The sequence below is a fragment of the Dyadobacter endophyticus genome (genome assembly GCF_014641595.1).
In the GTDB taxonomy this organism is placed as follows: domain Bacteria; phylum Bacteroidota; class Bacteroidia; order Cytophagales; family Spirosomataceae; genus Dyadobacter; species Dyadobacter endophyticus.
In genome coordinates, this window is sequence record NZ_BMIA01000002.1 from 612,393 (window position 1) to 635,604 (window position 23,212).

The following is a 23,212-nucleotide window of genomic DNA, read 5'->3' on the forward strand; positions in this document are numbered from 1 at the left end:
TATCAAAAATCATCAAAGTCGTTGGTGAAGGATATGTTTATAGTGAACTTATGCTCATTGTATTTCTTCCACTTTACAGTTCCCTCAATCGGCTCTTTCAATATTAGCGAAACCAGTTTATTCCTATACTTCGAACTCGCCTTGCTGCTAAGTACGAATTTATGTTTTACTTCCCGTTGGCGCTCACTGCCTTCTGCAAAGTCAAAATGATATTTGAACAGATCACTCAGTAATTCTTCTTCCTGGTCATCACTATAAATACCGGCCTGTATTTGGCGGGGAAGAACGCTCTCCGATACTAGTTCGGATTGGATAAACGATATGGAAAGAAGATTGGTTGTAATGCGGTCGCTAGAACGAATGATATCTACGTCTACTTGCCGCGTCGTATTTTCTCGAGTCTTCGAAACCCTAATTAGCGGAACAACGATTTCCTGAAGTGTTGCTCCTCCATGTACAAACCGGGATCCAGCTCCTTTGATGCGTAACCGGTTTATCGATTTTGGTATCAATGCCATCACGTCTCCTCTCAGGTTGAGTTGGCTGGCTGTGAATGCTTTTGTGGATTTGTCGCCCGTCAAGTTTTTTCCAAATACAAACCGCCTGTTTTCTTTCCAAACCTCCCCGCTGTGTACCGATGCTGTGAAATCGCTTTCGTCTATTGTGTGATGCTGGTAAATAAATCCATGATCTGCGGTGATCAGGATATTCTGGCCGTTCATGTTTCCGATTTTCTTAACAAGATCTATCAAAAATTTGATCTCATCTTCCACGCCTTCAAAGACAGTATCTTCCGACATTTTATCATCACCGCGTTTGTCGATGACATTATGATAAATGTATATAAGATCATAGTTTTTAACGAATTCACGCCCTTCCTGTCCTGAGTTTTTTGCCATAAACTCTTCTGCCTGAATCGCCGTGGCGCGTACATCCGCATTCGTTTCTAACACTTTGGAACGACCCTGTATGCCCGAGCTCGACATGCCGTCCACCAGAACCGTGTCAGAATTTGCTTGCACTGAGAGCGTATTTTTTACCGGAAGCATGGACGCCATTCCCAGTTGCGTGTAGGAGGGAAGGGAACTGATCAAGGGCTCTATTGAAGCCAGGTGTTTGTTTTCCGATAAGAGCTTGGCTGTAAGTTCCTGTCCGCACTCGTAACGTAGCGCATCGGATATGATCACAAAAAGCCTCTGTTTTTTATCCAGAAATGGTTTTACCTGATTTTTAAAGAACAATTGCTGACTATTCAGGTTCTGATTCGGCCATGCGTCAAGCTCATCCACCCTCTGTTGCCAGTTGTTGTTATAGTGAAGCAGCCAGTCATTGGAATAAATCTTGTCAACGCGTTCATACAATTCCGAAAGCACCCGGTTCTGATTAGATGCACGATAATGAAGTATGAATTTCCTGTACGATTGATCTACTTTGTACAGGTTTTGCGCATAGTCTTTTACCCCTTCTTCAAAGGTGGCATATTTCGTGTCTGCGTGTTTTTTGACAAGCGCGATCAAATCGGAGCCGTGCCATAAAGCCTGATACAGTTCTTCGAGTTCACGGTACCAAAACTTGTTTTCGCGTCTTTTAATAATTCCGTTGAGCTTGTCCGGGGCTATGGTCTGTTCGATTACAGCCTTTTGCAGCGTATGTATAATTTTCAGGTCGGTGAGCTTGAACAACTCGTCATCTGCGATTTCATCCAGTGTTGCATTTTGAAGCTTTTCTGCAATAGGCAATTCTTCTGAAATTTTTTGCGATATAACATGATAGCTGCCACGGAACTGAATGGAATCCCGCCATTGCGAAAGCAAAAGCCGGGACTCTTTTGAGATGGCCGTAACTCTGCCAAGTGAGAAATTCCGTTCAAATACTTCAATCAGAAATTCAAATATCGAAGGTTTGTCTGACTGATATCCATAGATTTTTCCAATCTCTTTCCAGTAAACTCCTTCCAGATTGTAACGTTTCAACTCTTTGTCCAGCCGCTCGTTTCCGTCGGAAAATGCGGCTGTGTGGGCGAGTACAAAGGACGACAAGTGGTAATTGAACACACCAAAGACGATCGACAACATTTTGTACCTGATCCCCTCATGCGTGTCGTTTGCGGTAGCAAGGTCTTTTAGTTTAATACGCCGGTCTTTGGACTTGAAAAATTCCAGATGCTCCGTGACCAGAGCTCTGAAATGGTAACCCAGTTCCATTTCCTGTAAAAACAAGGCTTCCTGATCTGTTTGCAGCACGTGATGTGCAAGTTCCAGATCTAGCAGCCAGTTATCCTCATATGCGGGGCGCGGATCCGAAAAGTACAGCAGAAATTTTTGCTCAGGTTCGGTTTTGACCAGCCTGTATTTTATTTCAAATGGATTTTGCTGCACATGTACCTTTTCAATGCCTTGCAATTGCATCTGCTCAAAATCCTCCGTCATTTCCGACTTTTCGTCATACCAAAATACCAGCCGGTGCTCGTCAAACAGCTTGTAAAGGCTTTCTTCTATTCTACTCATCGTATCTGCGTGGTATCGATCCAGTCAAACTCCCTGACCTTTTGCTTGGTTACTTTATCGTTTAGTCCTTTGACTTCCTTAATGGCTTTACCAAATTTATTGTAGTTGACCAGCACGCCGTCGTCCAGATCAAAGCCGATTCGCTCGCTGGCCAAGGGATACAAAATGTCTCGTTCGTATTCCTGCAATTCTAATAACACCAGCTTGATCTTGTCTGATTCGCGGGTTGCTTTGTTTTGCTCCACCGAGGACCCGGATACTATCAAGTGTTCCAGGTGCGCCAGCCTTCCACGCAATTTTTCGCGGTATTGGTTAAGGTAATTGTTTAGGATCGTGCTTAATGTATCCCGCCGGTAGCGATGCATGTAGATCAATACATTAAAGGAGCCGTTAGGCGAAGAGAACATCCAGTAAATGGGGCGCTTTTTGTAACGCTGGATGTGATCTGAATAAAAATCCTTTACAAAGTATTTCCGTATGTCTTTACCCAATGAAGCCTCCACAAAGGCCAGGTTTTTTGCAAAATTTGGAAGACCAAATGTAGCTTTCAAAAATGCATAAAAGCGTCCTACGATATCATCTTCAAACCATTCTTCGTCCAATAGAGGAATTACATTATCTGCATCAGGAACAAATGATAGTTCGGCTTCCGACTTCTGTACTTTGTTGAGAAAATCTTCTAGACTTTCATATTGGTTGGCCAGGATCAACCCTTCCTGATCCAGCGAATACCTGCCAAACATGCAGCCCACAGCATAACTTACAAACTGGGCAAAGACTTCCTGCTGGTTGAACACGAGTTGCCCATTGGCAATTTTAGTTTCCTGTTGTAAAATGGTGATTTCATCCAAAGGAACATCAGGCGTCATTTCACCCTCTAGACCATAGATTTCTATAAACTGCCGGTTAAGCTCTTCTTCATTTTTGTGGAGTTGGAAAAATTTGTTGGTCCAATACTGTTGATAGAGATCATAGGATTCTTCAACATCTGGACTGCTCATTTTGAGAAAATGATTTTTGCTAAAATTCCAGGAGATCTCAGATCTATCCCAGTCAATTTGGCTTATGGCTACACAATTTTCAATTAATTCATTTATTGAACGTGAATTAACTGATTTATAAGGGAGGGCTTTGATGTCCCCGGCTTGAAAATTAATTGTAGGCGCTAAGATCTTGATTAGTTCGGCGCAGACGTTTGAATTCAAAAATCCAAGGATTTCTGTTTGATTGTTTTGTGGAAAAAGACACGAGCCGGCAACATCAAAAATAAATCCGTTGGGATAATATCGTACTGCAAACGAGCCTGAACTTACAAATGACCAGGAAATTGATTCTTTAAAATAAAATTGGGCATTCTGAGGACGAGATCTAAGCTTTCCCGCTTGATCTTTAAAATTTCTAATTTCTGCTCCGTTGTTGTCCCACAACACAACAAGTTCCTGATTTCCGTACCATTTTCTAAAATCGCCACCTTTATTATATGGAATCCACTTGTGGCCTTGACTGATGACCGAAATCTCACTCCATTGACGGGTAAATCTAGTATTGTCACCCGTTTGAAGGCCAACTTTAATGTCTGCGTAGTGCGCTATTTTTTTGTTGTTTGCGAATGCACCTAGTTGGTTATTACTCAGCCAATAACCAATCGGACTCCCCGGAATTTTTTCAAATTCTTTTTGGTCACTCTCAAAATATCCATACGCCTTGTCTAAGAATAGTTGTCTTATCTTTTCGACACTGCGCACCTGTACATGTTCTTCAAAAAGTCTGCGATAGGTCCCTTTTGTATTTTTAGATTCTTTATTGATTAGTGTAAATGCAACAGAGCCGAAGTCAGAACCGAAAATTCCCCGACCTAGATGTAATAAAGTATCGATTGTGGCGTCATCGATTAAACTCTCTCTAAATTCCTCAAAGGAAGATATGAACATCCAGGATGGAAGGTTAATCATGCCAACAAAACCATTTGGTTGTAACTGTCGTAAGGCTTGTTCCATGAAGCAAACCATTAGGTCTGCTTTACTTTTTGGATAATTTGTTTTAACCCAATCACCTAGCTCCTTATTCATTTTTCCCCCACCCATATATGGCGGGTTGTCAACCACGCAGTGATATTTGTCACCCAATAGAAGAAGTTGCTTCACAGTTCCAGTGAGTTGTTCTACATTCGGAGATAATAATACATCCCAGGTTTTTGCGCTTTTGGTGAGGCTTTTTAACAATGCATTTAATTCCGGCTGCGCGGTATGCGGCTGTATCAGCGATCCCAGGTTGGTAGCCTGCGCCATGTTGGTTAAGTCATGTGAAAGCTCCACTGTCAACTGTAAACCTAGCTGCGCAAAGGTATCCTCAATTTGGGCTTTGGATAAAGTCAGATCCTGGTAGCAAAGGATATTGGGGATCAAGTCATTTCTAAACAAACGCCGGTAATAACTTCGGGCTTTCATCATCAAAGCCATGGAAGCCAGTTGCGCCGCGCGCTCATCAATTTCAAATCCAAAGAGATTTTTTTCAATAATAAGCCGGGGAATTTCAGAAGGGTTGTAACCTTCTTCCTCGTATATTTTATAGAAAAGCTCAAAGCCATAAATCAAGATGTGCCCGCTTCCACATGCCTGGTCAAGGAGTTTGATCTCTTCCACAGAAGTAATTTTCAGGAAATCATCCGCTTTTGATGAGGGCGATTCGATGTAGTAAGGCATGTGTTCCTGTAACCGGGAAGCCGGATGGTTTTGCAGCCAGAGTTTCCCAACGGTGTTTTGCACCATGTATTCCACAATCCAGCGGGGAGTAAAAAGCTGGGTAGCTGCTGGAATATCTTCCTTTTTTACGGCAGCCTTGGAAGCAAATACGTCGTCTTTTTTCTCGGAAATATAAAACTGGTACAGCCAGCCAATGATTTCTACTTCGGCACAATCTTCTGCCTTCATCCCTGCGCACACATCATGTACTATGGAAAACTCGGATGTAAGGTCGTCCGGAATCAACAGATCCGTATAGTCATCAATGCGTTCAAATAGAAAGGGCAGCGCCTGGTGCAAATGGTTGCAGGCTGCAATGAGTAACAATTTGTATACCTCATTTTGCGGGTTTGCACTCGGAATTTTTCCGTCCAGCAATTCGTGAATCCGTGAGGTGTTCACAGGCAGTTCGGCAGGTAATTGTCCGGATTTGGCTTCTTCCAGTATTTCGGGTGTGGTGAATCCGTCACGGGGCGTTACCACCCGTATGCCAATGGGCTGGTAGTCATTCGAATCCATAAAACGCAGCGCCATCAACCTATTGAACCAGGTATACGCAACTTTTTCAATCAGCTGCTCGCGGGAGGTACGAGCTATTTCATCATTCAGCTTTTTTACTTGTGCTGCTCTTTCCCGTAATTCGGCAGAGTCGGCCCGGAGAACATACTCAAGCCGGCTTCCTACCTGTGCAATCAGCTTTTTGCGCGCTTCCTGAGCAAATTTTTTGAGGGAATTGGTATTCATTTATATTGGAGGTATCTATAAGGAAATTCTTTTATTTTCTCTGATCTGGCCTATCAGCCCTGCACGCAGCGCCTGGATGTACTCTTCTACATCCGCTTCACTTCTTAGCTCACGTTTGTCAAATTGCAGTTTCACCGACGACGTGCGAATGTATTCCACCTTGGGTTCGGCAACTTTGCCGGGAATGACAACGACAGGTTTTGCAAGGCGTTGGATCTCATTTAACTGACTGGTGAGTAAAGAGCTTTTTATTCGCTGACGGCTGTCTCGTATATTTCCAATGTACCGTTGATGGGGCAATTTGTTTTTTTCATTTTGTAGCGGCGCAAGTATGCGTTGTTGGTCGTTAATTTCCAGCTGTGCAAATTCCTCAGAGTTTTGTAAGTGCTGTATAGCCTCGCCAATACTTTCCAGGGTTTGCGCCCGTTCAGCCTCAATTTTGGCAAGCACTTTTTGCGTAAGCGCATCCTTCGCCGTTTTTGCTTCACGCATGAAAGTACCGCGGTAGGGAGCCGTATTGCTTACGAGTGCTTTTAAGGTTTCCAATTCGCTGCCTTCTACGTACTCAAAGTTGGAAGTATCACCATTGAGCGTACTTCGGATTTCATCATAGATCTTCCGTTGATCAGTCTTCATGAACGTGTTGATAGGGTCAAGCACATCTTCACGGATGTCGAGCAGGTGGTCCTTAAAGTCGTCTACCTGTTCAAGCAGCTGACTGTAATTTTTGGTTGATAACTGACGCAGCGTGCTAAGTGGTGTTTCCAATTGCGAAAGAAAAGGGTAGTCTCGCTTCTGGTTCACAAGTTGGTGAACTTCGTCGACGACAACCTTCAACTTTTCCTTAAATGCATTGGCAACCTCTTTACCAATGTTATGAGGGCAACTTTCATGAAAAAATTCTGAGTAAAGCATTTTTAAAGCTTTCACCGCTGCCGGGTTTTCCGCCTGCTGAATCTCGACCTGCGTGGTGGCATGGTAGCTGCTGTTAAGAAAAGCAATTAGAGCATCCTTGTTGTCGAGCAGATTGGCATCCTGTTTCAATTCAATCACACCCCGCTTGAAAAGTTTGGCAGTGATGGCCCACACAGCATTCGGATACCAGCCATAGGGTTTTGAGCCAAGTACCTCTTTGAGATCGCTAAGTTTTGTTCTTTCCGACCGTACCTTACGTCTGTTGATGATGTTGACTATTTCACTTTCGGCCTCCGTCTGCGTGGGTTCGTTATCAAACAGTTCCGATTGTGTGGAATGGACGATCTGCCTGATGCTGTCTTCTGTGTACTGTGCCGCACCGAGCATGCGCAGGTTTGGATAGAAAGTCTTGATCAGAATCTGGAAAGCTAAAACCACGCGGGTTCTTCCATCAGAAGTAGCATTGAGCTCTTGTTTGGATCCATGGATATAAACGTCAGCCAGAGACAAAAGTTGATTTGCAATCAACATCAGGTTTCGTCTTCGCTCCTGATTTTGCCCTTGTTTATCCTGTATAATGCGCTGCTTTTCTTTGGAAAGTGATCCGTTTTGACTTTGTTTAATGTATTTATTGGTTTGCAGAAATAACCTAAGGTCCTTAATGAAAATGGCGTTTTCCGGTAGAACCATTTTCATCGTGGAAACGCTCATGGTTTGCGACTTAAAAAAGTCGGTGTTGGCATAATCCGGATTGTCATCCGTAATGATTTCAATGCCTAGCTCTTTGTCTCGTCCAATTAATGCTCCATCCACTTTGGTTGCGAAGTCGTATGATTGACGATTATCAGCATAGACTAGTTTGTTATCTCTGATTACTTCGTCAAAGAACAAATCTTTTAATTGCTGTGTCTTTGCTTGATCGTCAATGTCTACGTCTTTGATTTCAGCTTCAATATCCTTTTCGTCATCTGTCAAAAATTCATAAATATCACTATTCCGTTGGATGTAGTTTTGAGATTCAAGCTGATTCAATGCTTCATCAATTTGCTTGTCATGCACACGCAGATCGACTTTTATTGAATCGATCATCAAGACGGAAATATTCCGTTTTGTGGATTTGAAACTGGAATAGTACTTGATCAGAAAAAGCGTTTTCAATACCCTAACGGCAAAGGAGTTGGATAAGTTATTTTCTGCCAGGTTTATCGAGCTTTGAATTTCGCCCTTTAACTCGTTTCTTATACCCTGAAACATCAAATCAAACGGTACAAGTGCGTTTTCATCCTTGTCACCAAGGGATTTTATGACTTGCTGAAATACTCCCAGCATGGATCTTTCACCGACGGAGGTATGTTTTCCCTGAAAAGCATTGTGTGTAGACAAAGCCCTCCGGCATTGTTGAAACAGATCAAACTGGTAGGGGAGAAACGGGAACTTGTTTACGTAGTCCTTCGCATCGCGAATCCCCTTAAATTGAACGCCGGAATCGGAAAATGAAATTAAGGTATCCAAATGCGCGTGATCCTTTTGGTATATGTCTGTCAAGGCGCCGGTAAATTCAGGCTTCTTTTTAAGTAATCGCTTCTCAATGACTTCATCCACGTTGGCTGATGTCAACGGAATTTTAATCTTGAATCTTGCCTGAATTTTTGAAAAGTCATTTTGTTGACTGCGGTTCATATCGCCAACCACTTTCTCCATGTCTTCTTGTGAAGTAACGAGAATCCATGACCTCCCTTTGGTTTTGACAGCCAGGGTTTCAGCGATAGTTTGCAGGTTGAGCATCAGTTTGGTATTGTCACTGATGTACTGGCCGACTTCGTCCACAAAGAAATTGAGCCTGAAATGAGGGCCTTTTGACTGAACGTATTCCAGTACCTGTTCGCAAAAATGATCGATAGATTGTTTGCTTTTTTCTTCAATCACGTCGAGAATATCGTCGTAGTCGTAAGTATTTTTACCATTGAGTTCAGCCAAAACTTCTGAGATCGTATCCGTGACCATGGGATCGAAATAATCCATTCGCGCGCTTTTCCAATCTGACGTGCTTTTTGAATTGAATTTCTGCGCGAATGCGTCTAGCTGACCATTTTTTTTCAGCCACATTTCAAATTCCGCGACATGCGGTTGGTAGCCGTAAAAGCCAAGGTGATCATAAAAGATCTTGTAGAATACCGACAGGATGGCGTTTTCGTCAGATTTTGACTTAATAAGTGCTTGTTGGTCAATATTAAAAAGAATGGATTCGGAAGGGATTTTGGATGCGGCCAGAACGTCCGCTCTCAACATCGCGTCGTCTTCAATCTTATCTGCGAACAATTCACCACAGGGATATCCATCTGAAATCTTGTTTTCCAATACATAGGAAAGAATCTTCAATAAGTGAGATTTTCCACTCCCAAAAAAGCCCGATATCCATACGCCATTGACTCCAGAATAATCGCGGTACACACTGAAAAGATCCCTAATCTTATTCCCGATTTCCCGGGTGATTACATACTCTGCAACTTCATTGGAGACGTTATCTCGGTCGTCCGCTTTAATAACGGTTTCAATATTTCTATCAATAGGAAGGTCGAATATTTCTTTAATAATCATGCTTGTATTATTTCAAGGTTGAAGGCTCTATAATAATTGTCGTCTTTCAATAGATTGAATAGCTTAAGGGAATGTCCGTCATATTCTCCTGGGTAAAAAAAGATTGTAGGTGCTTGGGTAGCGATTGATTGCAGGTTATTGAGTATGCTGTGTGACCGGATAAATGGAAACACCAGGCCAATACCAGTAACGAAGTACAGTTTCGCATCAGAATCCTGTATCAGGCTTTTTATCCTTGGTAAGAGTACTTCATGTATATTCAGCGAGGATTGTAGTGCCCTGAGGAACTTTGCGGACCCTTTGCTTTTCTCAACCCGAAACATTCGGTCCATACCACCCTTTTCTTCCAGAATTTCACACGCAAGATCGAATAAATTGATTTCCAGAACAGAAATTCCATTTGTTGCCAGTCTGTTTTTTAGCAAACGAATGGCCTCTTTTACTTTGTTCTCATCAACTGCCTGGTAGTGGGAAATGAAAAATGGAATTTCGCCGCCCAACGACTCCTTATTTAAAAATTCCTTTTTTGACACCACCTGGTACGTGTGTTCAAATTGTTGTTGAATGTGGGTCATACTTTTTTGGTGTAATTCATTATTTGAAAGTCATTGAATAGAAACACCTCTAACCACTTGGGGTTATCATTTTCAATTAATCGTATCAGGTGAGGGTCGAGAAGCTGATACTGAATCACTTTCTCGCTGACCGAGTTTATTATTCCCCCTTCTGCAAGCATTCGAAAGATCACCTGCTTCACCTTGTCCTCCGTTGACGGACTCAAATGCTCTAACTCCTCGTGATCGATCATTTTACGTCTGTAAAAGGACAAATATTCTCCTTCCGAAAGATTCAGATCCATAAGCAGCATTTTCTCACGAACTACTTCGACCACAAACTCTCTAAGAAAGTCATAAAGTTTACAAGCAGATAGGTAGGCCAATTGTCGTCTCAGAATCGAGTCGCCGTTCAGAAACGCATCCGTTTGTGCGGGAGTGAGCGTATCCAATCGCTTCTTGAATTCTTGATTTTTCCGTTTGATAGATGATTTTTTTCCTCCGTCACCCACTTCTTCCAATCCCAGCTGTTCTCTGAGAAACTGAATCATTTCATTGACATGAAGTGAGCAAGCCGTAAAGGAGAACTCGTACTTTTCCAACACCATTAACCTATAAGTTCCTTGAAAGGAATGTTTAATACTTCACTAATTTTTTCCATGTGCTTCCGCGTAGGGGCGGCTTTGTCCTGCACCCAGTTACTCACCGTAACCTCTGACACGCCCAGCCTTTGAGCTAACCATTTCTGTTTGACTCCCTTAACTTTTATGAGTTCTTTTAACATGTTGGCTTTAATAAAAATTAAAGTTTGAATGCAGGCAAGATAGGGGGAATGAGGGGATTTGGCAAATTGGTGGGAGTGGGAGGGTAAGGTCATCTTGTGGCAGTATAGCATCTTTTTCTCATGATAGATAATTGTCGACACAAGGTATTTTTAAAAAAATAAAGTTTCAAATCGCTCTTTTTGCGCTGCAAACCCACTTTTATATCGATAAATAATATAAATATTGATAAAAAAGGTTTTTGTAAAAATTTGTTGTAGGTTTGAATAATGAAACTATCAGACTGACTACATCATGAAGAAACAGGAACTGCTTGCACAACTAATTGCAGAGTATCTGGATCCGCAAACTTTGGAGCAGAATTACCCATGGGATATATCTAGGCTTCTCATCGATGGTTCCAAAGTACTTGGTCTAAGTCATCAAGAAATTTTGGATGTAAAGAGTGCAACATCTGCCTTCAGTCAAAATCGACTATTAAGGAGTATTGTGCGTCGGAGATTGTCCTCAAACAAGCAGGATTACGCGTTACTGTATTGGATTATAAAGGACTGGGGTGGAATATCTGCATTTAAGAGTCCTTCGGAGAGTCAGAAGAATCTGGAGAGAATTGATAGCTTTTTCAGTTGTTTGGAGAGTGGCGATCCACTACCATCTGAGTTGTTTAATATCATTCCTTCGCTGTCAAAATTATCTAGTTTTTGGGATCCAGAGAAGTACGTAATCTATGATAATAGAGCCATTTATACTTTAAACTATATTATCTACAAAGCAAATGAAAATGGGGCAGGGCTTAAATATTTCCCTATAAAAGGCGGCTCTAGAAATAAAATGATTACTGAGAAGCCAATCGAGATTTTGATTGGAAAGTATATTAAGAGTAATTTTTATCCGGAAGAAACTGCTTACTACATTTATTGCGATCTGATCATTGCATTAAATGCATTGATCTATCCTGAACATTCTGATGAGCCCTACCGCACAGAGATGCTACTTTTCACTAAGATTGAAATTCCCTTCCGAGAGATGAACGGAAAGCTGGATAATTTGAAACCAAAGCTACGTGGAAAGGTGAAAAATAATCAGATGCAAAAGGTTGATGGGCTCTCTCCAAAGCAAAAATACTACCCAATACAAGAGCTACTTTCAAACGCGCTGTCAGAGGGCATGACAACATTTACTGTAACCATTGATGAATTAAATCAAAAAATTGAACGGATTGGTAAAGGTCAGCTTCCGGCAGTAGCTTATAAATATGGAGTTTTTTGGGGCAATGATTATGCCTCTAAGACGCATGTTTGGAAAACGGCTTGGCTTAGCCAAGGGTTCGTCGTAGCGAATACATCCGGTGTAGTTAATCCCCAAAGATCGGACGGCGATCCAGTTCCTGTCGATGGTGTTGTGACCTTTCAGTTCGTCAAAAGGGATGATATTGCCGATAAAAAATTAAATAGTTCTCAATTGGCGAAGGAGCTTGAAATAGATCTTGAAACTCTCTACCAAAGGATTCAGAACGAAATTAAGTCAAACACTCCGAGGTATTTTTCGATAATGCTAGCAGCGAAGGGAGCATTGGCGACGGCAAGTGAATTACTCAGTTCCACAGATCCAACAGATGGCTTTACAATTTTATTATTGATGGGGAGACTTGATTTGACGATAGAATTTTTAGTCGTAAATAATCCTAAATATCATCCATTGTTTTCCGAGTCCATGCTGAAGAACGCTAAACTGCGAATTGGAAGAATTTAATAACATAGAGAAACAATGTAATAGTATGGCGGAATCGCCCGGCATTCCGGGACCGGCGAGTATAATGATGAATGCGACGTCTGCTGAGCGAGCCGCATCCAACGGCGCTATTAATCCTCACTCGCTATGACCGGCGAGGCCGATTTGGTCGGAATTGATTTCCTTTCTCGTTTTTAAATAGCGGACTGCATTTTCTGTATCGTCTGCGAAATCTGCCGAAATGGCCGATTGATAGTCACCTTCGGATTGCTTAACGCCTCGGTCGTCAAATCTTAGAACTGCAATCCCATTTCGTGTGAGGTGATCGACTATCACGAGGAAGGGTTTGTGACCAATCGACTCAACATCGCTGTCGCTCGGGCCGCCACCGCTGATCAGTATCACCGCAGGAAAATTACCCTCGCGCGCAGGCAGTGTGAGTGTCCCCGCAAGCTTGATGCCAGCCTTCGGATTTTCAAATGTAATATCCTCCTGATTGTACGGAAAAGGCGGTTTCGACTCCTGGGGTCTTAGATTGACAGTCTTTTTGCTGAGAACTGATTTGTCGACAAAAAAATGAATGCAGCTATCGTCAGTATGATCGCCGCGAATTCGAGTAGAGTAAGTTTTTTCATGGCAGAACTGGACATGTAATTCAAAAGCAGTTACATGTACCGGTTTACTATCGGAAAATATCGTGCGTAGAGACATACCTCGGGCGACCATCTGTCTCTCATAGAGTGACAGCTAGAATATGACCACTGCTTAACAGATCGCTAATTATATAACGGCGCGAATTGCCCTGAGAGCCGGCGCGGCTTTCCTTCCACTTGACACTTTCATAGTTGGCTCAAACGGGCCGAGACTGTCTTCTGTCAGCCTCGGCTTTTAAAAGCAAGCTAGTTGATTTTAACGGCGAAGGATATCTTTCAACCTCGCCATATCATCACTTATCTTTTTGTCCACGATCTTAGCATACTGCTGAGTAGTCTTAATATTCCGATGCCCGAGCATTTTGGAAACACTCTCAATTGGCACCCCATTAGTCAAAGTCACCGTCGTAGCAAAAGTATGCCGAGCCAAGTGAAAAGTGATGTTCTTCTGTATCCCGCACAAGTCGGCAATCTCCTTTAAATAGGAATTCATCTTCTGATTGGAAAGCACCGGCAGCACGCGATTCTCATTCTCACACTGAGGATGATCTTCATACTTCTCCATAATCTCCATCGCCATCGGCAATATAGGTATCCGGGAGGGAGAGTCAGTCTTCTGGCGCTTGGTCGTAATCCACTTCCCGCCATCAATGCCATCGGCAATCTCAGTCCGCTTCAATTTGTATATATCCGCATAGGCAAGGCCTGTGTAGCAACAGAACAAAAAGATGTCCTTGACCAGAGCAAGCCGGCCGTCACCCATATCTTTCTCCCACACCCTCTTCAACTCAACTTCTGTCAATGCCTGCCGATCAACCTCTCGTTTCGAGAATTTGAAAGCATAGAACGGATCACGTAGCAGCCATCCTCTTTTAACACACAGAAGCACGATCTTCTTGAAATTAGCCAGATACTTCATCGTAGTGTTATGGCTAATTTTTTTAACCGCTTTGAGCCAGAACTCGTACTGTGATATGAATTCGTAATCCAGATTCTTGATTTCAAAGTCGTCTGCCTGGTACTTCCATTTGATGAAATCACGGGTGTGTTTCATGCAGGTCTCATAGCGCTCCAATGTGCCTGGCGCAAAATCAGCTCCGATTAAAGCGGCGATTTGATCGTTGTGCTCTCGAAAGATGGGGAGGATAGTTTTCCCGCCTTCCGTTCTGCCGAGAAGAATGTTCTTGATCGCTTCTGAGGTTACTTCCTTATTTGCCTCAATCAGGGATCGCTTTGCCTCGTAAATTTTGGAGGTCAGTGTATCGAGGTAGGCGTTCAGTGTCTTGGTGTCCTCCTTGTTTCCTGTCGCCCGACCAGCGCTGACGCTCCACTTGGATGGATGCCAGATGCGTTTTGTAGAGATGTCCTTGGGAACGCCGTTGACCGTAACCCGGCAGTAGAGATAGCGCATTCCATCTGGCAATTCTGGTTTGGGCTTTTTCAAAAAGAAAATCAACCCGAAGCTTGTTTCTAACATAGTACAAAATGTTTAAGATGAACAAAAATCGAATTGTTACAATTGAAAGTAAAGATGTTTGGCTTGTAAACATCTTTTGGTCAGCCAGTTAGTCGGTGTGCTGTGGAAGTTTTTTTGCAGTTTTATAACTTCCACGATCCCCTACATTTTCATTGGGAATTTGTGCATTTTTTGGTAAGCCCGAAAAACGCAAAAACCCCGTTTAAAGCGTTTAAACGGGGTTTTTGAATGCTTTGACATCATGTCCTGCAGAGAGAGAGGGATTCGAACCCCCGGACCTGTTACAGTCAACGGTTTTCAAGACCGTCGCAATCGACCACTCTGCCATCTCTCTATTTGCTCCGCCGTATGCGAATCATGGTGCAAATGTACAGTTAATATCAATTAACGCAAGAAAATTTTAGTGATTTTGCTGAAAGTTTCGGTAAGTGATTCATTGTGAGCGATGGACAAAGTCTGTTTTTTAGTGCGTCACCCTCGTGGTTCTCCGCTTTATCCGATGCGTGGGAAAGTCATCCGTCGACCTCGCGCGTTCTTCGATGCACTAGTCCAGTCCTTTCAAATCAGTTTTTCTGCCCACTATGACTAATATCATTTTCCCAACCAAATTCGCTGCCGTTCTTGCAGCCGATAGAGCTAACTTACCTTAGGATAGAAATTCGTGGAAAACGGTCAGGTTGTTAATCTGGCCTTTTTTGTTTCCTAAGGATTAAGCGAGATCATTATTGCAACCTTCGAATCGCTACTTAATTTAAACCGCTCGTCTGCGCGGACACCTACAACCCAGATAATTTCTCCATTTCCATTCAGTAAAACGGTGATTTTTTCCTTTTCGAAGCGGTCGATCTTGTTATCGATCAGCAAATCGCTCACCTTCTTGTGTTTGCCCGCCATCCCGAACGGCTGAAAGGTATCACCCTGCCGCCACTTTCTTAGTGTGAGAGGGAATATGAGCTGGTCCGCTTCCACGATGATTGTGAATCGATCGAAATGCAGGGAAGTTCCTGCCGGCAATGTACTTAAGGTAAGCCGCTCCCCTTGCCAGTCAAATGTGGCGTCCGACCCTTCGATAACCAACTCCTCACCGTCGGTGGCCTCAGACCGCGTTTTTAAAACCAGGTGATCCCTATCCACAAGCAGGACATGCGTTGGCGAAAAGAAACGTTTACCCGGAATCCCGTCGAGGGCAGCTAGAATGCCGCGGACCTGGCTATATTCGAAGCCGAGCCCCTGTAAAATGGTCCATAGCCGGTATCCCGGCTCTTTGCCTCCACGCAGCTCGCCGATGGGAATACGAATAGTGTCGGCCTCATACCTGACGATCTGTTCTCTCCATTTTTGCAGATATTCTTCAAGCAACACATTGGCAGCTCTCAGCCGCTCCGACGAAGCATTGAAGGTCGTTTCCAGCGACGGGTTCAACTCCGATAACACCGGTATCACGTGGTGACGGATTTTATTCCTATGATAATAGTCTGTTTGATTTGTCCTGTCTTCCCGCCAGCTAATGTTACTTTCCGCCGCATACCGGGCAACTTCCGCACGGTTTGAAAAGATTAGCGGCCGGATCAACTTACCGTTAACTGGCGCAATACCGGTCAACCCGGCAGGGCCGGTGCCCCGGGTCAGGTTGAGCAACAAAGTTTCCAATGAATCATTCGCATGGTGCGCGGTGGCTATCCATTCGTAACCAGACTCTCCCCTCACCTTCTCGAACCACGCATACCGTAACTCACGGGCGGCCATCTGTATTGAAACAGACGCGGTTTTCGCGACGCCTTTCACATCAGGCCTTGTCACAAAAAACGGAAAATCACATCGGGCAGCAAGTTCCCGTACGAAAGCCTCGTCGCCCTCCGACTCCTCCCCTCTCAAACCAAAATTACAGTGCGCAATACCAGCAGGAAGTCCCAGATTATGAAACAGATGAACCATTACCACGGAGTCAATGCCACCGCTTACGGCGAGCAAAGTCGGCTGGTGTTTCAAATCCGGCGTGTGTTGGTTAATAAAAGTTAAAAACGAATCCAACATGAACCTGCGAATCGTATTTGATGTACTTTTGAGTAAATGAGAATGGATTTATCTCTTCGTCCGAGTGGTAACGGGACAGGATCCGGCCAAAGGTAAGAGAAAGAACAGCAACATGAAGAAAAAAAATTGTGCAGAAACCTGCAACCCTTTTAAACTTTTCGGCGTCATCAATATCGAAAGAAATATATTTAAGATAACGTTCTTTGCTTTACTGATTTTTTCGCCTTATCTGTTCGCGCAGAAAGCATTACCTCAAACACAGCCCGCTCAAAGCGGAGACCTGGTTGAGGTCCTCAAATCGGATGAACTGGAAATCATCAACCTGCCGGGGGACGAATCGAGGCGTGTCATAAACGGTGTGTTCCGGCACAAGGGTGCGCTTTTGTACAGCAACCTTGCGATCCAGCATATCAACTCCAATATGATCGAGGCCTTCGGCAATGTCAGAATCCTTCAGGGGGATACCCTAACAGTGACGGGAGATACGCTTTATTATTATGGAAATACCCGCCTGGCTATTGTAAGTGGAAGAAAAACAGTCCTAAAAGACACCAAAAAAACACTCACAACCCGAAAAATCGAATACGATATGGCCAACGGGATCGCTTATTATAAGCAACCCGGCCGAACTGTCGACGAAGAGAATGTGCTCACCAGCAAGGAAGGATTCTACAATACAGCCACCAAGGAATTTACCTATTACAAAAGCGTCAAGCTCGTAAACAAAAAGTATACGCTCACAACGGATACATTACTTTACAACTCGATCACAAAATGGTCCTATTTCAACGGAAGGACCAAGATCGTTAACAAAGACGGCACGGTCGTAGGAACCAGAGGGCAGTACAATACGGAGTCTACACAGTCGGCATTCCATACTCGCACGACGGTTGACAATGAAACGTATACGCTCACCGCCGATTCGCTGATCGTAGATGGAAAATCGAGCGACGGCAAGGGAAAAGGGAATGTGGTGATTGTGGCTAAAAAGGATAAGACAGTCCTCAACGGGGATGAGGGGTATTACTGGAAAACAAAAGGTTATTCCAAAATTTTCGGACATGCTTATGTAAGAAATGTCGTATCCGAAGACACGCTTTACATCCGCGCCGACACGCTTTATTCTTATGAGAATTCGCGCGACAGCACGCGCAAGCTGATCGGAGACCGGAATGTGTTTATTTACAAATCCGACTTCCAGGGAAAATGCGACTCGATCACCTACGACACGTCGGATTCGATCATCCGCTTTTTCCGCAAACCGATCCTCTGGAGCGATCAGCATTACCAGATGGAAGCGGATTCGATTACCGCATTCCTGGTTAGCAATGAAATAAACAGAATGTTGCTCAAAGGCAAGTCGTTCGTAATCACCGAGGACACGCTCGTAAAACAATTCAATCAGGTGAAAGGACGGACGATCAACGCCTATTTTCAGACTGGAAACAAGCTGAAACAGGTACTGGTTGACGGCAACGGAGAAAGTGCCTATTACGCGGTTGATGATAAGCAGAAAAATATCGGTCTGAACAGGGTCGAATGCGGGAGAATGAACCTGCTCTTTGAAGAAAATCGCGTCCAGCGTATCGCCTTCATCGGGAAACCGGATGGAAAATTGATACCACCGTCCAAAATAAAACCTGCCGAGAGGCAACTGGATGGGTTCAACTGGCGTATATCAGAGAAGCCGACGAAAGCAAAGACGACCTGGCAGGAAAAATGAGTTTAATTCGAATACTGTGTCCCGAGGTTAGCTGTCGGCACGATTTTTTACCATACAAAAATAAAGTTACCCGTTCGCACAATATATTTTGAATATACAATTATTTCTCTATATTTTTGTAGCGTACTTTTCAGCTAAAACACATAACGCATTAGTCAAAAGTATCCGATTGCAGCTATGAAAAGAACTATACGTCTCTTATATATGATTTTAGCCTTAGCCCTGAGTTTTCAAGGGTTACAGGCCCAAAGTGTTTCGGGGGGAAGCCGCTTGAATATGGTCGGCAAAAAGAAAGCCCCCGCACCTCAAAGCATCAAATTCTCAAACTTTTCCAGTGGTGCAAATTACAAACCGCTGACTTTGCAAAATCCAAAAGCGCTGAATACATTCTACACTTCGTTTCTTTTTGCATCCCCGAATACGGCAGAAAGCAATACTTTGGCTGTCGAACTCGCTGAAAAAGGTGGTGAGAAGAAATCTCCCGCTTTGGAAGCTCAGCTGAGAGCAGAAGAGTTGCTGTTTGTCAATGACAAGATTTCAGTTTCCAATGTCTACCCCAACCCCGCGAGTGAATATGCTGAGATAGACTTCACCATTTCCACAGGCTTGCGTGACGCGAAACTGACTTTTTACAATGTGCTTGGTTCACAAATCCAGGAATTTACACTGAATAAAAACGAGCGTAAATTACGTGTGAACACGAGAGACATGGCTACCGGCTTGTACTTCTACCAGCTGTCTGTCGATGGTAAAAAGGTGGCCACAAAAAAAATGCTTGTCCGCCATCAGCAATAGGCTAACTTATAACACTATATCAGCTACGCATTCGTTATGGATGGTGTAGCTTTTTTTTATTACCTTTGCAGTTAATATGCGAAAAAACAGTCCGGCAAGCTATTTCTTGCTATTCATTGCAATCCTTGTTGTTACTTCCTGCAGTAAGTTCTCCAAGTTACAGAAGACAGGTACGGATCAGCAGAAGTACGATGCTGCCATGGCCTATTATAAAAAGGCGGACTACTACCGCGCAGGACTGCTGTTTGAGGAGTTGATCCCATTGCTGAAAGGAAGCACTGAATCGGAGCTCGCGCAGTTCTATTATGCGTATACGCAATACCATCAGAGCCAATACAATACGAGCCAGTTTCTCTTCAAGAAATTTTACGACACTTACGCACGTAGCGACTACGCGCAGGAATCTTTATACATGCATGCGTTCTCGCTATACAAAGACTCGTCGCCGTACAACCTTGACCAGACGAGCACTTTCACGGCGATTTCGGCCATGCAGGATTTCATCAATACGTATCCAGACAGCCCTTTCCGTGAAGAATGTACCCGTTATATTCTCGAATTAAGATCCAAGCTGGAAAAGAAAGCTTACGAACGTGCAAGGCTTTACCATAAGATCAGCGATTTTAACCCGATGTCGCTTAAATCAGCGGTAATTTCTATTGAAAACTTCCGGAAAGATTTCCCCGATTCGCAATACAACGAAGAGCTTGCATTCCTGAAAGTAGAATCCCAGTTCAACCTGGCCAGCAACAGTTTCAGTGATAAGCAGAAAGAAAGATTTCAGGATGTTGTCAAGTTCTACCAGGAGCTTGTCGACAAATACCCGACCGGTAAATACAACCGTGACGCCGAAAAGATGTATGACGATAGTCAGAAGCAGATCGAGGTGATCGCTAAAACGGAAGCCGAACGGCAAAAACTCAAAGAATCTCAACCTGACCCGGCTACCAAACCGGCCAAGGTGACCACGCCGGCTGTTAGTACCCCCAACGGACAATAAGCAGGCACCATTTATATTGTTTTAGAATTTTAAACTATATCAGACCATTATGGCAACGAATCCATCGATCATTACCCGTGATACAGACAAGATAGCGGCAGTGACAGGTAACCTGTATGAATCCGTATCAGTCATTTCCAAAAGGGCACGCCAGATTTCCAGCAAGATGAAGGAAGAGCTGAACAACAAGCTGGCTGAATTTGCTTCCGGTGTTGATAACCTCGAAGAAGTGTTTGAAAACAGAGAGCAAATCGAAATTTCGAAATTTTACGAGCGTATGCCTAAGGCTGGAAGCATCTCTATCGATGAGTTCATCGAAGGCAAAACTTACCATTCTTACCGCGATACCACCGAAGAATAATAGCAACGTATTTCCCGAAGCCCGCCATGAATCTGATTGATGGCGGGCTTTTTTTGTTTTAACTTTACATTCAAATCCTTGTAAATTGAATCTGAAAGGTAAAAAGATACTGCTTGGCGTTTCGGGTAGTATCGCCGCTTACAAATCGGCGTTGCTGTTGCGTCTGCTCGTAAAAGCCGAGGCGGAAGTTCGCGTGGTGATGACCCAGTCCGCGACGGAATTTATCACGCCGCTGACGTTGTCGACACTTTCCAAAAACCCGGTACTCATCTCATTCACTAAAAATGAGACGGGCGAATGGAACAACCATGTCGAGCTTGGCCTTTGGGCCGACCTGGTCATTATTGCACCTGCGACGGCAAAAACACTCTCCAAATGCGCCACCGGCCTTTGCGACGACCTGCTGACGGCCATTTACCTCTCGGCAAGGTGCCCTGTGTTTTTTGCGCCCGCCATGGATGTGGACATGTTCAAGCATCCTTCTACGCAGGATAATATTCAAAAGCTGATCGGCTACGGAAACCATTTCATTTCACCCGAACACGGGGAACTGGCCAGCGGATTAATCGGTGATGGACGGTTGGCCGAACCCGAAAATATTGTAAAAATTCTCGACGACCATTTCGGGAAGCGCCCTGTTGCTGCCGCGAAACGCGTCCTCATCACTGCGGGCCCCACCGTGGAACCAATCGACCCGGTCAGGTTTATCAGTAACCGCTCTTCGGGCAAAATGGGATATGCCATTGCCGAAGCATTTGCAGCCGCGGGCGCACAAATAACGCTGATAAGCGGCCCCACGCACCTGAAAACTTCAAACCCGAATATCCGTATAATCACAATTGAAACTGCCAGCCAGATGTTCCATGCGGCACAGGACAATTTCGGAGCTAACGACCTGATTATTTTCGCTGCGGCGGTAGCGGATTACACCCCACGACATGTTGCGGAGCAGAAGATCAAGAAACAAGGCGATAGCATGACGCTCGATCTGGCCAAAACGACCGATATTGCCGGGACGTTGGGAGCCACGAAAAAGCCGGGACAGCTGATTATCGGTTTTGCACTCGAAACGGAGAATGAGCTAAGCCACGCGCAGGATAAGCTCGCCCGTAAAAACTTTGATTACATCGTACTAAATTCCCTGAACGATCCGGGCGCTGGTTTTGCACACGATACCAACAAAATAACCGTTATTGACAAGGACAAAAATGTGCGCCAATTCGACCTTAAATCCAAAGACGAGGTCGCGCAGGACATTCTTAATATCGTAATAGCCAAATGGAGCGAAGCATAAAACTACTGATCCTGACAATTCCGCTGCTTTTCGGAGCGCTCTCGCAACGTGCGTGTGCACAGGAATTCCAGTTTACGGTTAATCTGAACTATGAGCAATTGGTGGCCCAGCAAAAAACCGACCCGCAGTCGATGAACCAGTTGCAGACTTACATGAATGATTTCCTAAACAACACGCGCTGGACGAACGATCAGTTTGCTAAGGAAGAGAAGATCAAATGTAAGCTCAATGTAAACCTGACCCGCTCGCTGGCACAGGGAAACTACGAGGGCAATGCGCAGCTGGTAGTGTCCCGGCCTGTTTATGGCTCCACCTACGAAACCGTGCTCTTTACCTACGTCGACAAAAATTTCACATTTACCTACCTGCCCAGCACTCAGCTATATTTCAATGAAAACAGCTATACCGAAGAGCTGCCGTACATGCTGGCGTTCTACGCCAACATTGCGCTGATTTTCGATTACGATTCATTCAGCAAAATGGGCGGATCACCCTATGTACAAAAAGCGTTCAACCTCGTGAACCTCGCAAGGAACTCCTCCCCCAACAAACGCGGCTGGGACTCGAACGGCGATTCAAAAAACCGTTATTGGCTGATTGAAAACCTCCAAAGCCAGCAATTCACACCGTTCCGCGAGGGAATGTATAAATATTACCGCCAGGGCCTGGATATCGCTACGCAGAATCCGGCGGAGACCCGTGCAAAAGTGCTCGAATTTTTGAATACCATCAAGGACGTCAATCAGCTACGGCCGGCAAGTGTGGTAGTGAACTCTTTTTTTGACGCCAAATCGGACGAGCTTTACAGGATATTAATTGAAGGATTGCCGGAACAACGCGCGCAAGCCTATTCGCTGCTGGTAAATCTCGACCCATCCAAAACTCAGCTGTATCAGCGGCTATCCATGTAGCAGATCAAAATCAATGAGTAAACGATTGATACGGGTCAAACCCGACGAAATACGAAGCAAGCAAGGCACTTTGCTCAGCCACCCATTCAATGCGGTTCTTTCAAACGGCAACACGATTTTCGGCAGATTAATATCCTTGGATGAGATGCAACTTGTTTTGAAAGATACCCGTGACCATCATCACCGGATCGCTCTTTCCGACTTGTACGAGGTGGTTTACGACGACAACTCGGGTATCGTTCCGCCAAGCAGGCATACTACGCTATAAAATCCGGGTTACTTCCCCTTATATTTCCTAATTGGGAAGATCATGCCTATATTCGTATCGGAGACGACCTTGATCCCTTCATCATAGCCAGATTGCATCATCTCCGGCGATCTGCTGCATAAAT

Annotated in this window: 17 protein-coding genes and 1 tRNA gene; 8 read left to right on the forward strand and 10 right to left on the reverse strand. The window is 44.2% G+C overall.

Going from position 1 to position 23,212, the window contains the following annotated elements; translation table 11 throughout:
* Positions 1-2: 2 nt before the first annotated feature.
* The 6 genes from pglZ to IEY24_RS14750 are packed head-to-tail and all read right to left on the reverse strand — an operon-like array spanning position 3 to position 10,936.
* Positions 3-2,507, reverse strand: coding sequence for a BREX-1 system phosphatase PglZ type A (pglZ, locus tag IEY24_RS14725; RefSeq protein ID WP_188933327.1), 2,505 nt, complete (start codon positions 2,505-2,507; stop codon positions 3-5).
* Positions 2,504-5,992, reverse strand: a complete 3,489-nt coding sequence (gene pglX, locus IEY24_RS14730; protein WP_188933333.1) for a BREX-1 system adenine-specific DNA-methyltransferase PglX — start codon at positions 5,990-5,992, stop codon at positions 2,504-2,506. Before pglX ends, pglZ begins: the two co-directional genes overlap by 4 nt.
* Positions 5,993-6,007: 15 nt before the next feature.
* Complete coding sequence (brxC, locus tag IEY24_RS14735) at positions 6,008-9,505, reverse strand: BREX system P-loop protein BrxC (protein ID WP_188933335.1); 3,498 nt, start codon at positions 9,503-9,505, stop codon at positions 6,008-6,010.
* Positions 9,502-10,080, reverse strand: a complete 579-nt coding sequence (locus IEY24_RS14740; RefSeq protein ID WP_188933337.1) for a DUF1788 domain-containing protein — start codon at positions 10,078-10,080, stop codon at positions 9,502-9,504. Before IEY24_RS14740 ends, brxC begins: the two co-directional genes overlap by 4 nt.
* Entirely contained in the window at positions 10,077-10,661 is a 585-nt protein-coding gene (locus tag IEY24_RS14745; protein ID WP_188933339.1) for a BrxA family protein, read from the reverse strand. The genes IEY24_RS14740 and IEY24_RS14745 overlap by 4 nt, the downstream gene beginning before the upstream one ends.
* Positions 10,662-10,666: 5 nt before the next feature.
* Entirely contained in the window at positions 10,667-10,936 is a 270-nt protein-coding gene (locus IEY24_RS14750; RefSeq protein WP_188933341.1) for a helix-turn-helix domain-containing protein, read from the reverse strand.
* A 199-nt stretch (positions 10,937-11,135) separates the two neighbouring features.
* On the opposite strand from IEY24_RS14750, the gene IEY24_RS14755 reads away from it, so the two are divergent.
* Positions 11,136-12,593, forward strand: coding sequence for a hypothetical protein (locus IEY24_RS14755; protein WP_188933343.1), 1,458 nt, complete (start codon positions 11,136-11,138; stop codon positions 12,591-12,593).
* Positions 12,594-12,710: 117 nt separating this feature from the next.
* Here IEY24_RS14755 and IEY24_RS14760 read toward each other — a convergent pair whose 3' ends face one another.
* The 4 genes from IEY24_RS14760 to tilS all read right to left on the reverse strand — a co-directional run bounded on the left by IEY24_RS14760 (position 12,711) and on the right by tilS (position 16,736).
* Positions 12,711-13,283 (reverse strand): alpha/beta hydrolase family protein, encoded by a 573-nt coding sequence (locus tag IEY24_RS14760; RefSeq protein WP_229222346.1) that lies wholly within the window; start codon positions 13,281-13,283, stop codon positions 12,711-12,713.
* 198 nt (positions 13,284-13,481) lie between these two features.
* Complete coding sequence (locus IEY24_RS14765; RefSeq protein ID WP_188933345.1) at positions 13,482-14,702, reverse strand: site-specific integrase; 1,221 nt, start codon at positions 14,700-14,702, stop codon at positions 13,482-13,484.
* A 249-nt stretch (positions 14,703-14,951) separates the two neighbouring features.
* Positions 14,952-15,036, reverse strand: a tRNA-Ser gene (locus IEY24_RS14770).
* A 368-nt stretch (positions 15,037-15,404) separates the two neighbouring features.
* The gene (tilS, locus tag IEY24_RS14775) at positions 15,405-16,736 is read right to left on the reverse strand and encodes a tRNA lysidine(34) synthetase TilS (RefSeq protein ID WP_188933350.1); all 1,332 of its coding nucleotides are present in this window, start codon (positions 16,734-16,736) and stop codon (positions 15,405-15,407) included.
* A 112-nt stretch (positions 16,737-16,848) separates the two neighbouring features.
* Here tilS and IEY24_RS14780 point away from each other — a divergent pair, with 112 nt between their 5' ends.
* The 7 genes from IEY24_RS14780 to IEY24_RS14810 all read left to right on the forward strand — a co-directional run bounded on the left by IEY24_RS14780 (position 16,849) and on the right by IEY24_RS14810 (position 23,088).
* The gene (locus IEY24_RS14780; protein ID WP_188933352.1) at positions 16,849-18,459 is read left to right on the forward strand and encodes an OstA-like protein; all 1,611 of its coding nucleotides are present in this window, start codon (positions 16,849-16,851) and stop codon (positions 18,457-18,459) included.
* 204 nt (positions 18,460-18,663) lie between these two features.
* Complete coding sequence (locus IEY24_RS14785) at positions 18,664-19,254, forward strand: T9SS type A sorting domain-containing protein (protein WP_229222357.1); 591 nt, start codon at positions 18,664-18,666, stop codon at positions 19,252-19,254.
* A 76-nt stretch (positions 19,255-19,330) separates the two neighbouring features.
* On the forward strand, positions 19,331-20,254 hold the full coding sequence (locus IEY24_RS14790; RefSeq protein WP_188933356.1) for an outer membrane protein assembly factor BamD: 924 nt from the start codon (positions 19,331-19,333) through the stop codon (positions 20,252-20,254).
* Positions 20,255-20,303: 49 nt separating this feature from the next.
* Positions 20,304-20,615, forward strand: coding sequence for a DNA-directed RNA polymerase subunit omega (locus tag IEY24_RS14795; RefSeq protein WP_188933358.1), 312 nt, complete (start codon positions 20,304-20,306; stop codon positions 20,613-20,615).
* A gap of 85 nt (positions 20,616-20,700) precedes the next feature.
* On the forward strand, positions 20,701-21,909 hold the full coding sequence (gene coaBC / locus IEY24_RS14800; RefSeq protein WP_188933360.1) for a bifunctional phosphopantothenoylcysteine decarboxylase/phosphopantothenate--cysteine ligase CoaBC: 1,209 nt from the start codon (positions 20,701-20,703) through the stop codon (positions 21,907-21,909).
* Positions 21,894-22,820, forward strand: a complete 927-nt coding sequence (porD, locus tag IEY24_RS14805) for a type IX secretion system protein PorD (protein ID WP_188933362.1) — start codon at positions 21,894-21,896, stop codon at positions 22,818-22,820. The genes coaBC and porD overlap by 16 nt, the downstream gene beginning before the upstream one ends.
* A gap of 13 nt (positions 22,821-22,833) precedes the next feature.
* Positions 22,834-23,088 (forward strand): hypothetical protein, encoded by a 255-nt coding sequence (locus IEY24_RS14810; RefSeq protein ID WP_188933364.1) that lies wholly within the window; start codon positions 22,834-22,836, stop codon positions 23,086-23,088.
* Positions 23,089-23,212 lie beyond the last annotated feature (124 nt).

Bases quoted from the DNA above. Each gene is read 5' to 3' on its own strand.
- IEY24_RS14810 (WP_188933364.1), top strand. From the start codon at position 22,834: ATGAGTAAACGATTGATACGGGTCAAACCCGACGAAATACGAAGCAAG.
- pglX (WP_188933333.1), bottom strand. From the start codon at position 5,992: ATGAATACCAATTCCCTCAAAAAATTTGCTCAGGAAGCGCGCAAAAAG.
- IEY24_RS14750 (WP_188933341.1), bottom strand. From the start codon at position 10,936: ATGACCTTACCCTCCCACTCCCACCAATTTGCCAAATCCCCTCATTCC.
- IEY24_RS14760 (WP_229222346.1), bottom strand. From the start codon at position 13,283: ATGTCTCTACGCACGATATTTTCCGATAGTAAACCGGTACATGTAACT.
- IEY24_RS14785 (WP_229222357.1), top strand. From the start codon at position 18,664: ATGATTTTAGCCTTAGCCCTGAGTTTTCAAGGGTTACAGGCCCAAAGT.
- porD (WP_188933362.1), top strand. From the start codon at position 21,894: ATGGAGCGAAGCATAAAACTACTGATCCTGACAATTCCGCTGCTTTTC.
- IEY24_RS14755 (WP_188933343.1), top strand. From the start codon at position 11,136: ATGAAGAAACAGGAACTGCTTGCACAACTAATTGCAGAGTATCTGGAT.
- IEY24_RS14765 (WP_188933345.1), bottom strand. From the start codon at position 14,702: ATGTTAGAAACAAGCTTCGGGTTGATTTTCTTTTTGAAAAAGCCCAAA.
- pglZ (WP_188933327.1), bottom strand. From the start codon at position 2,507: ATGAGTAGAATAGAAGAAAGCCTTTACAAGCTGTTTGACGAGCACCGG.
- brxC (WP_188933335.1), bottom strand. From the start codon at position 9,505: ATGATTATTAAAGAAATATTCGACCTTCCTATTGATAGAAATATTGAA.
- IEY24_RS14740 (WP_188933337.1), bottom strand. From the start codon at position 10,080: ATGACCCACATTCAACAACAATTTGAACACACGTACCAGGTGGTGTCA.
- tilS (WP_188933350.1), bottom strand. From the start codon at position 16,736: ATGTTGGATTCGTTTTTAACTTTTATTAACCAACACACGCCGGATTTG.
- IEY24_RS14790 (WP_188933356.1), top strand. From the start codon at position 19,331: ATGCGAAAAAACAGTCCGGCAAGCTATTTCTTGCTATTCATTGCAATC.
- IEY24_RS14795 (WP_188933358.1), top strand. From the start codon at position 20,304: ATGGCAACGAATCCATCGATCATTACCCGTGATACAGACAAGATAGCG.
- IEY24_RS14780 (WP_188933352.1), top strand. From the start codon at position 16,849: ATGAAGAAAAAAAATTGTGCAGAAACCTGCAACCCTTTTAAACTTTTC.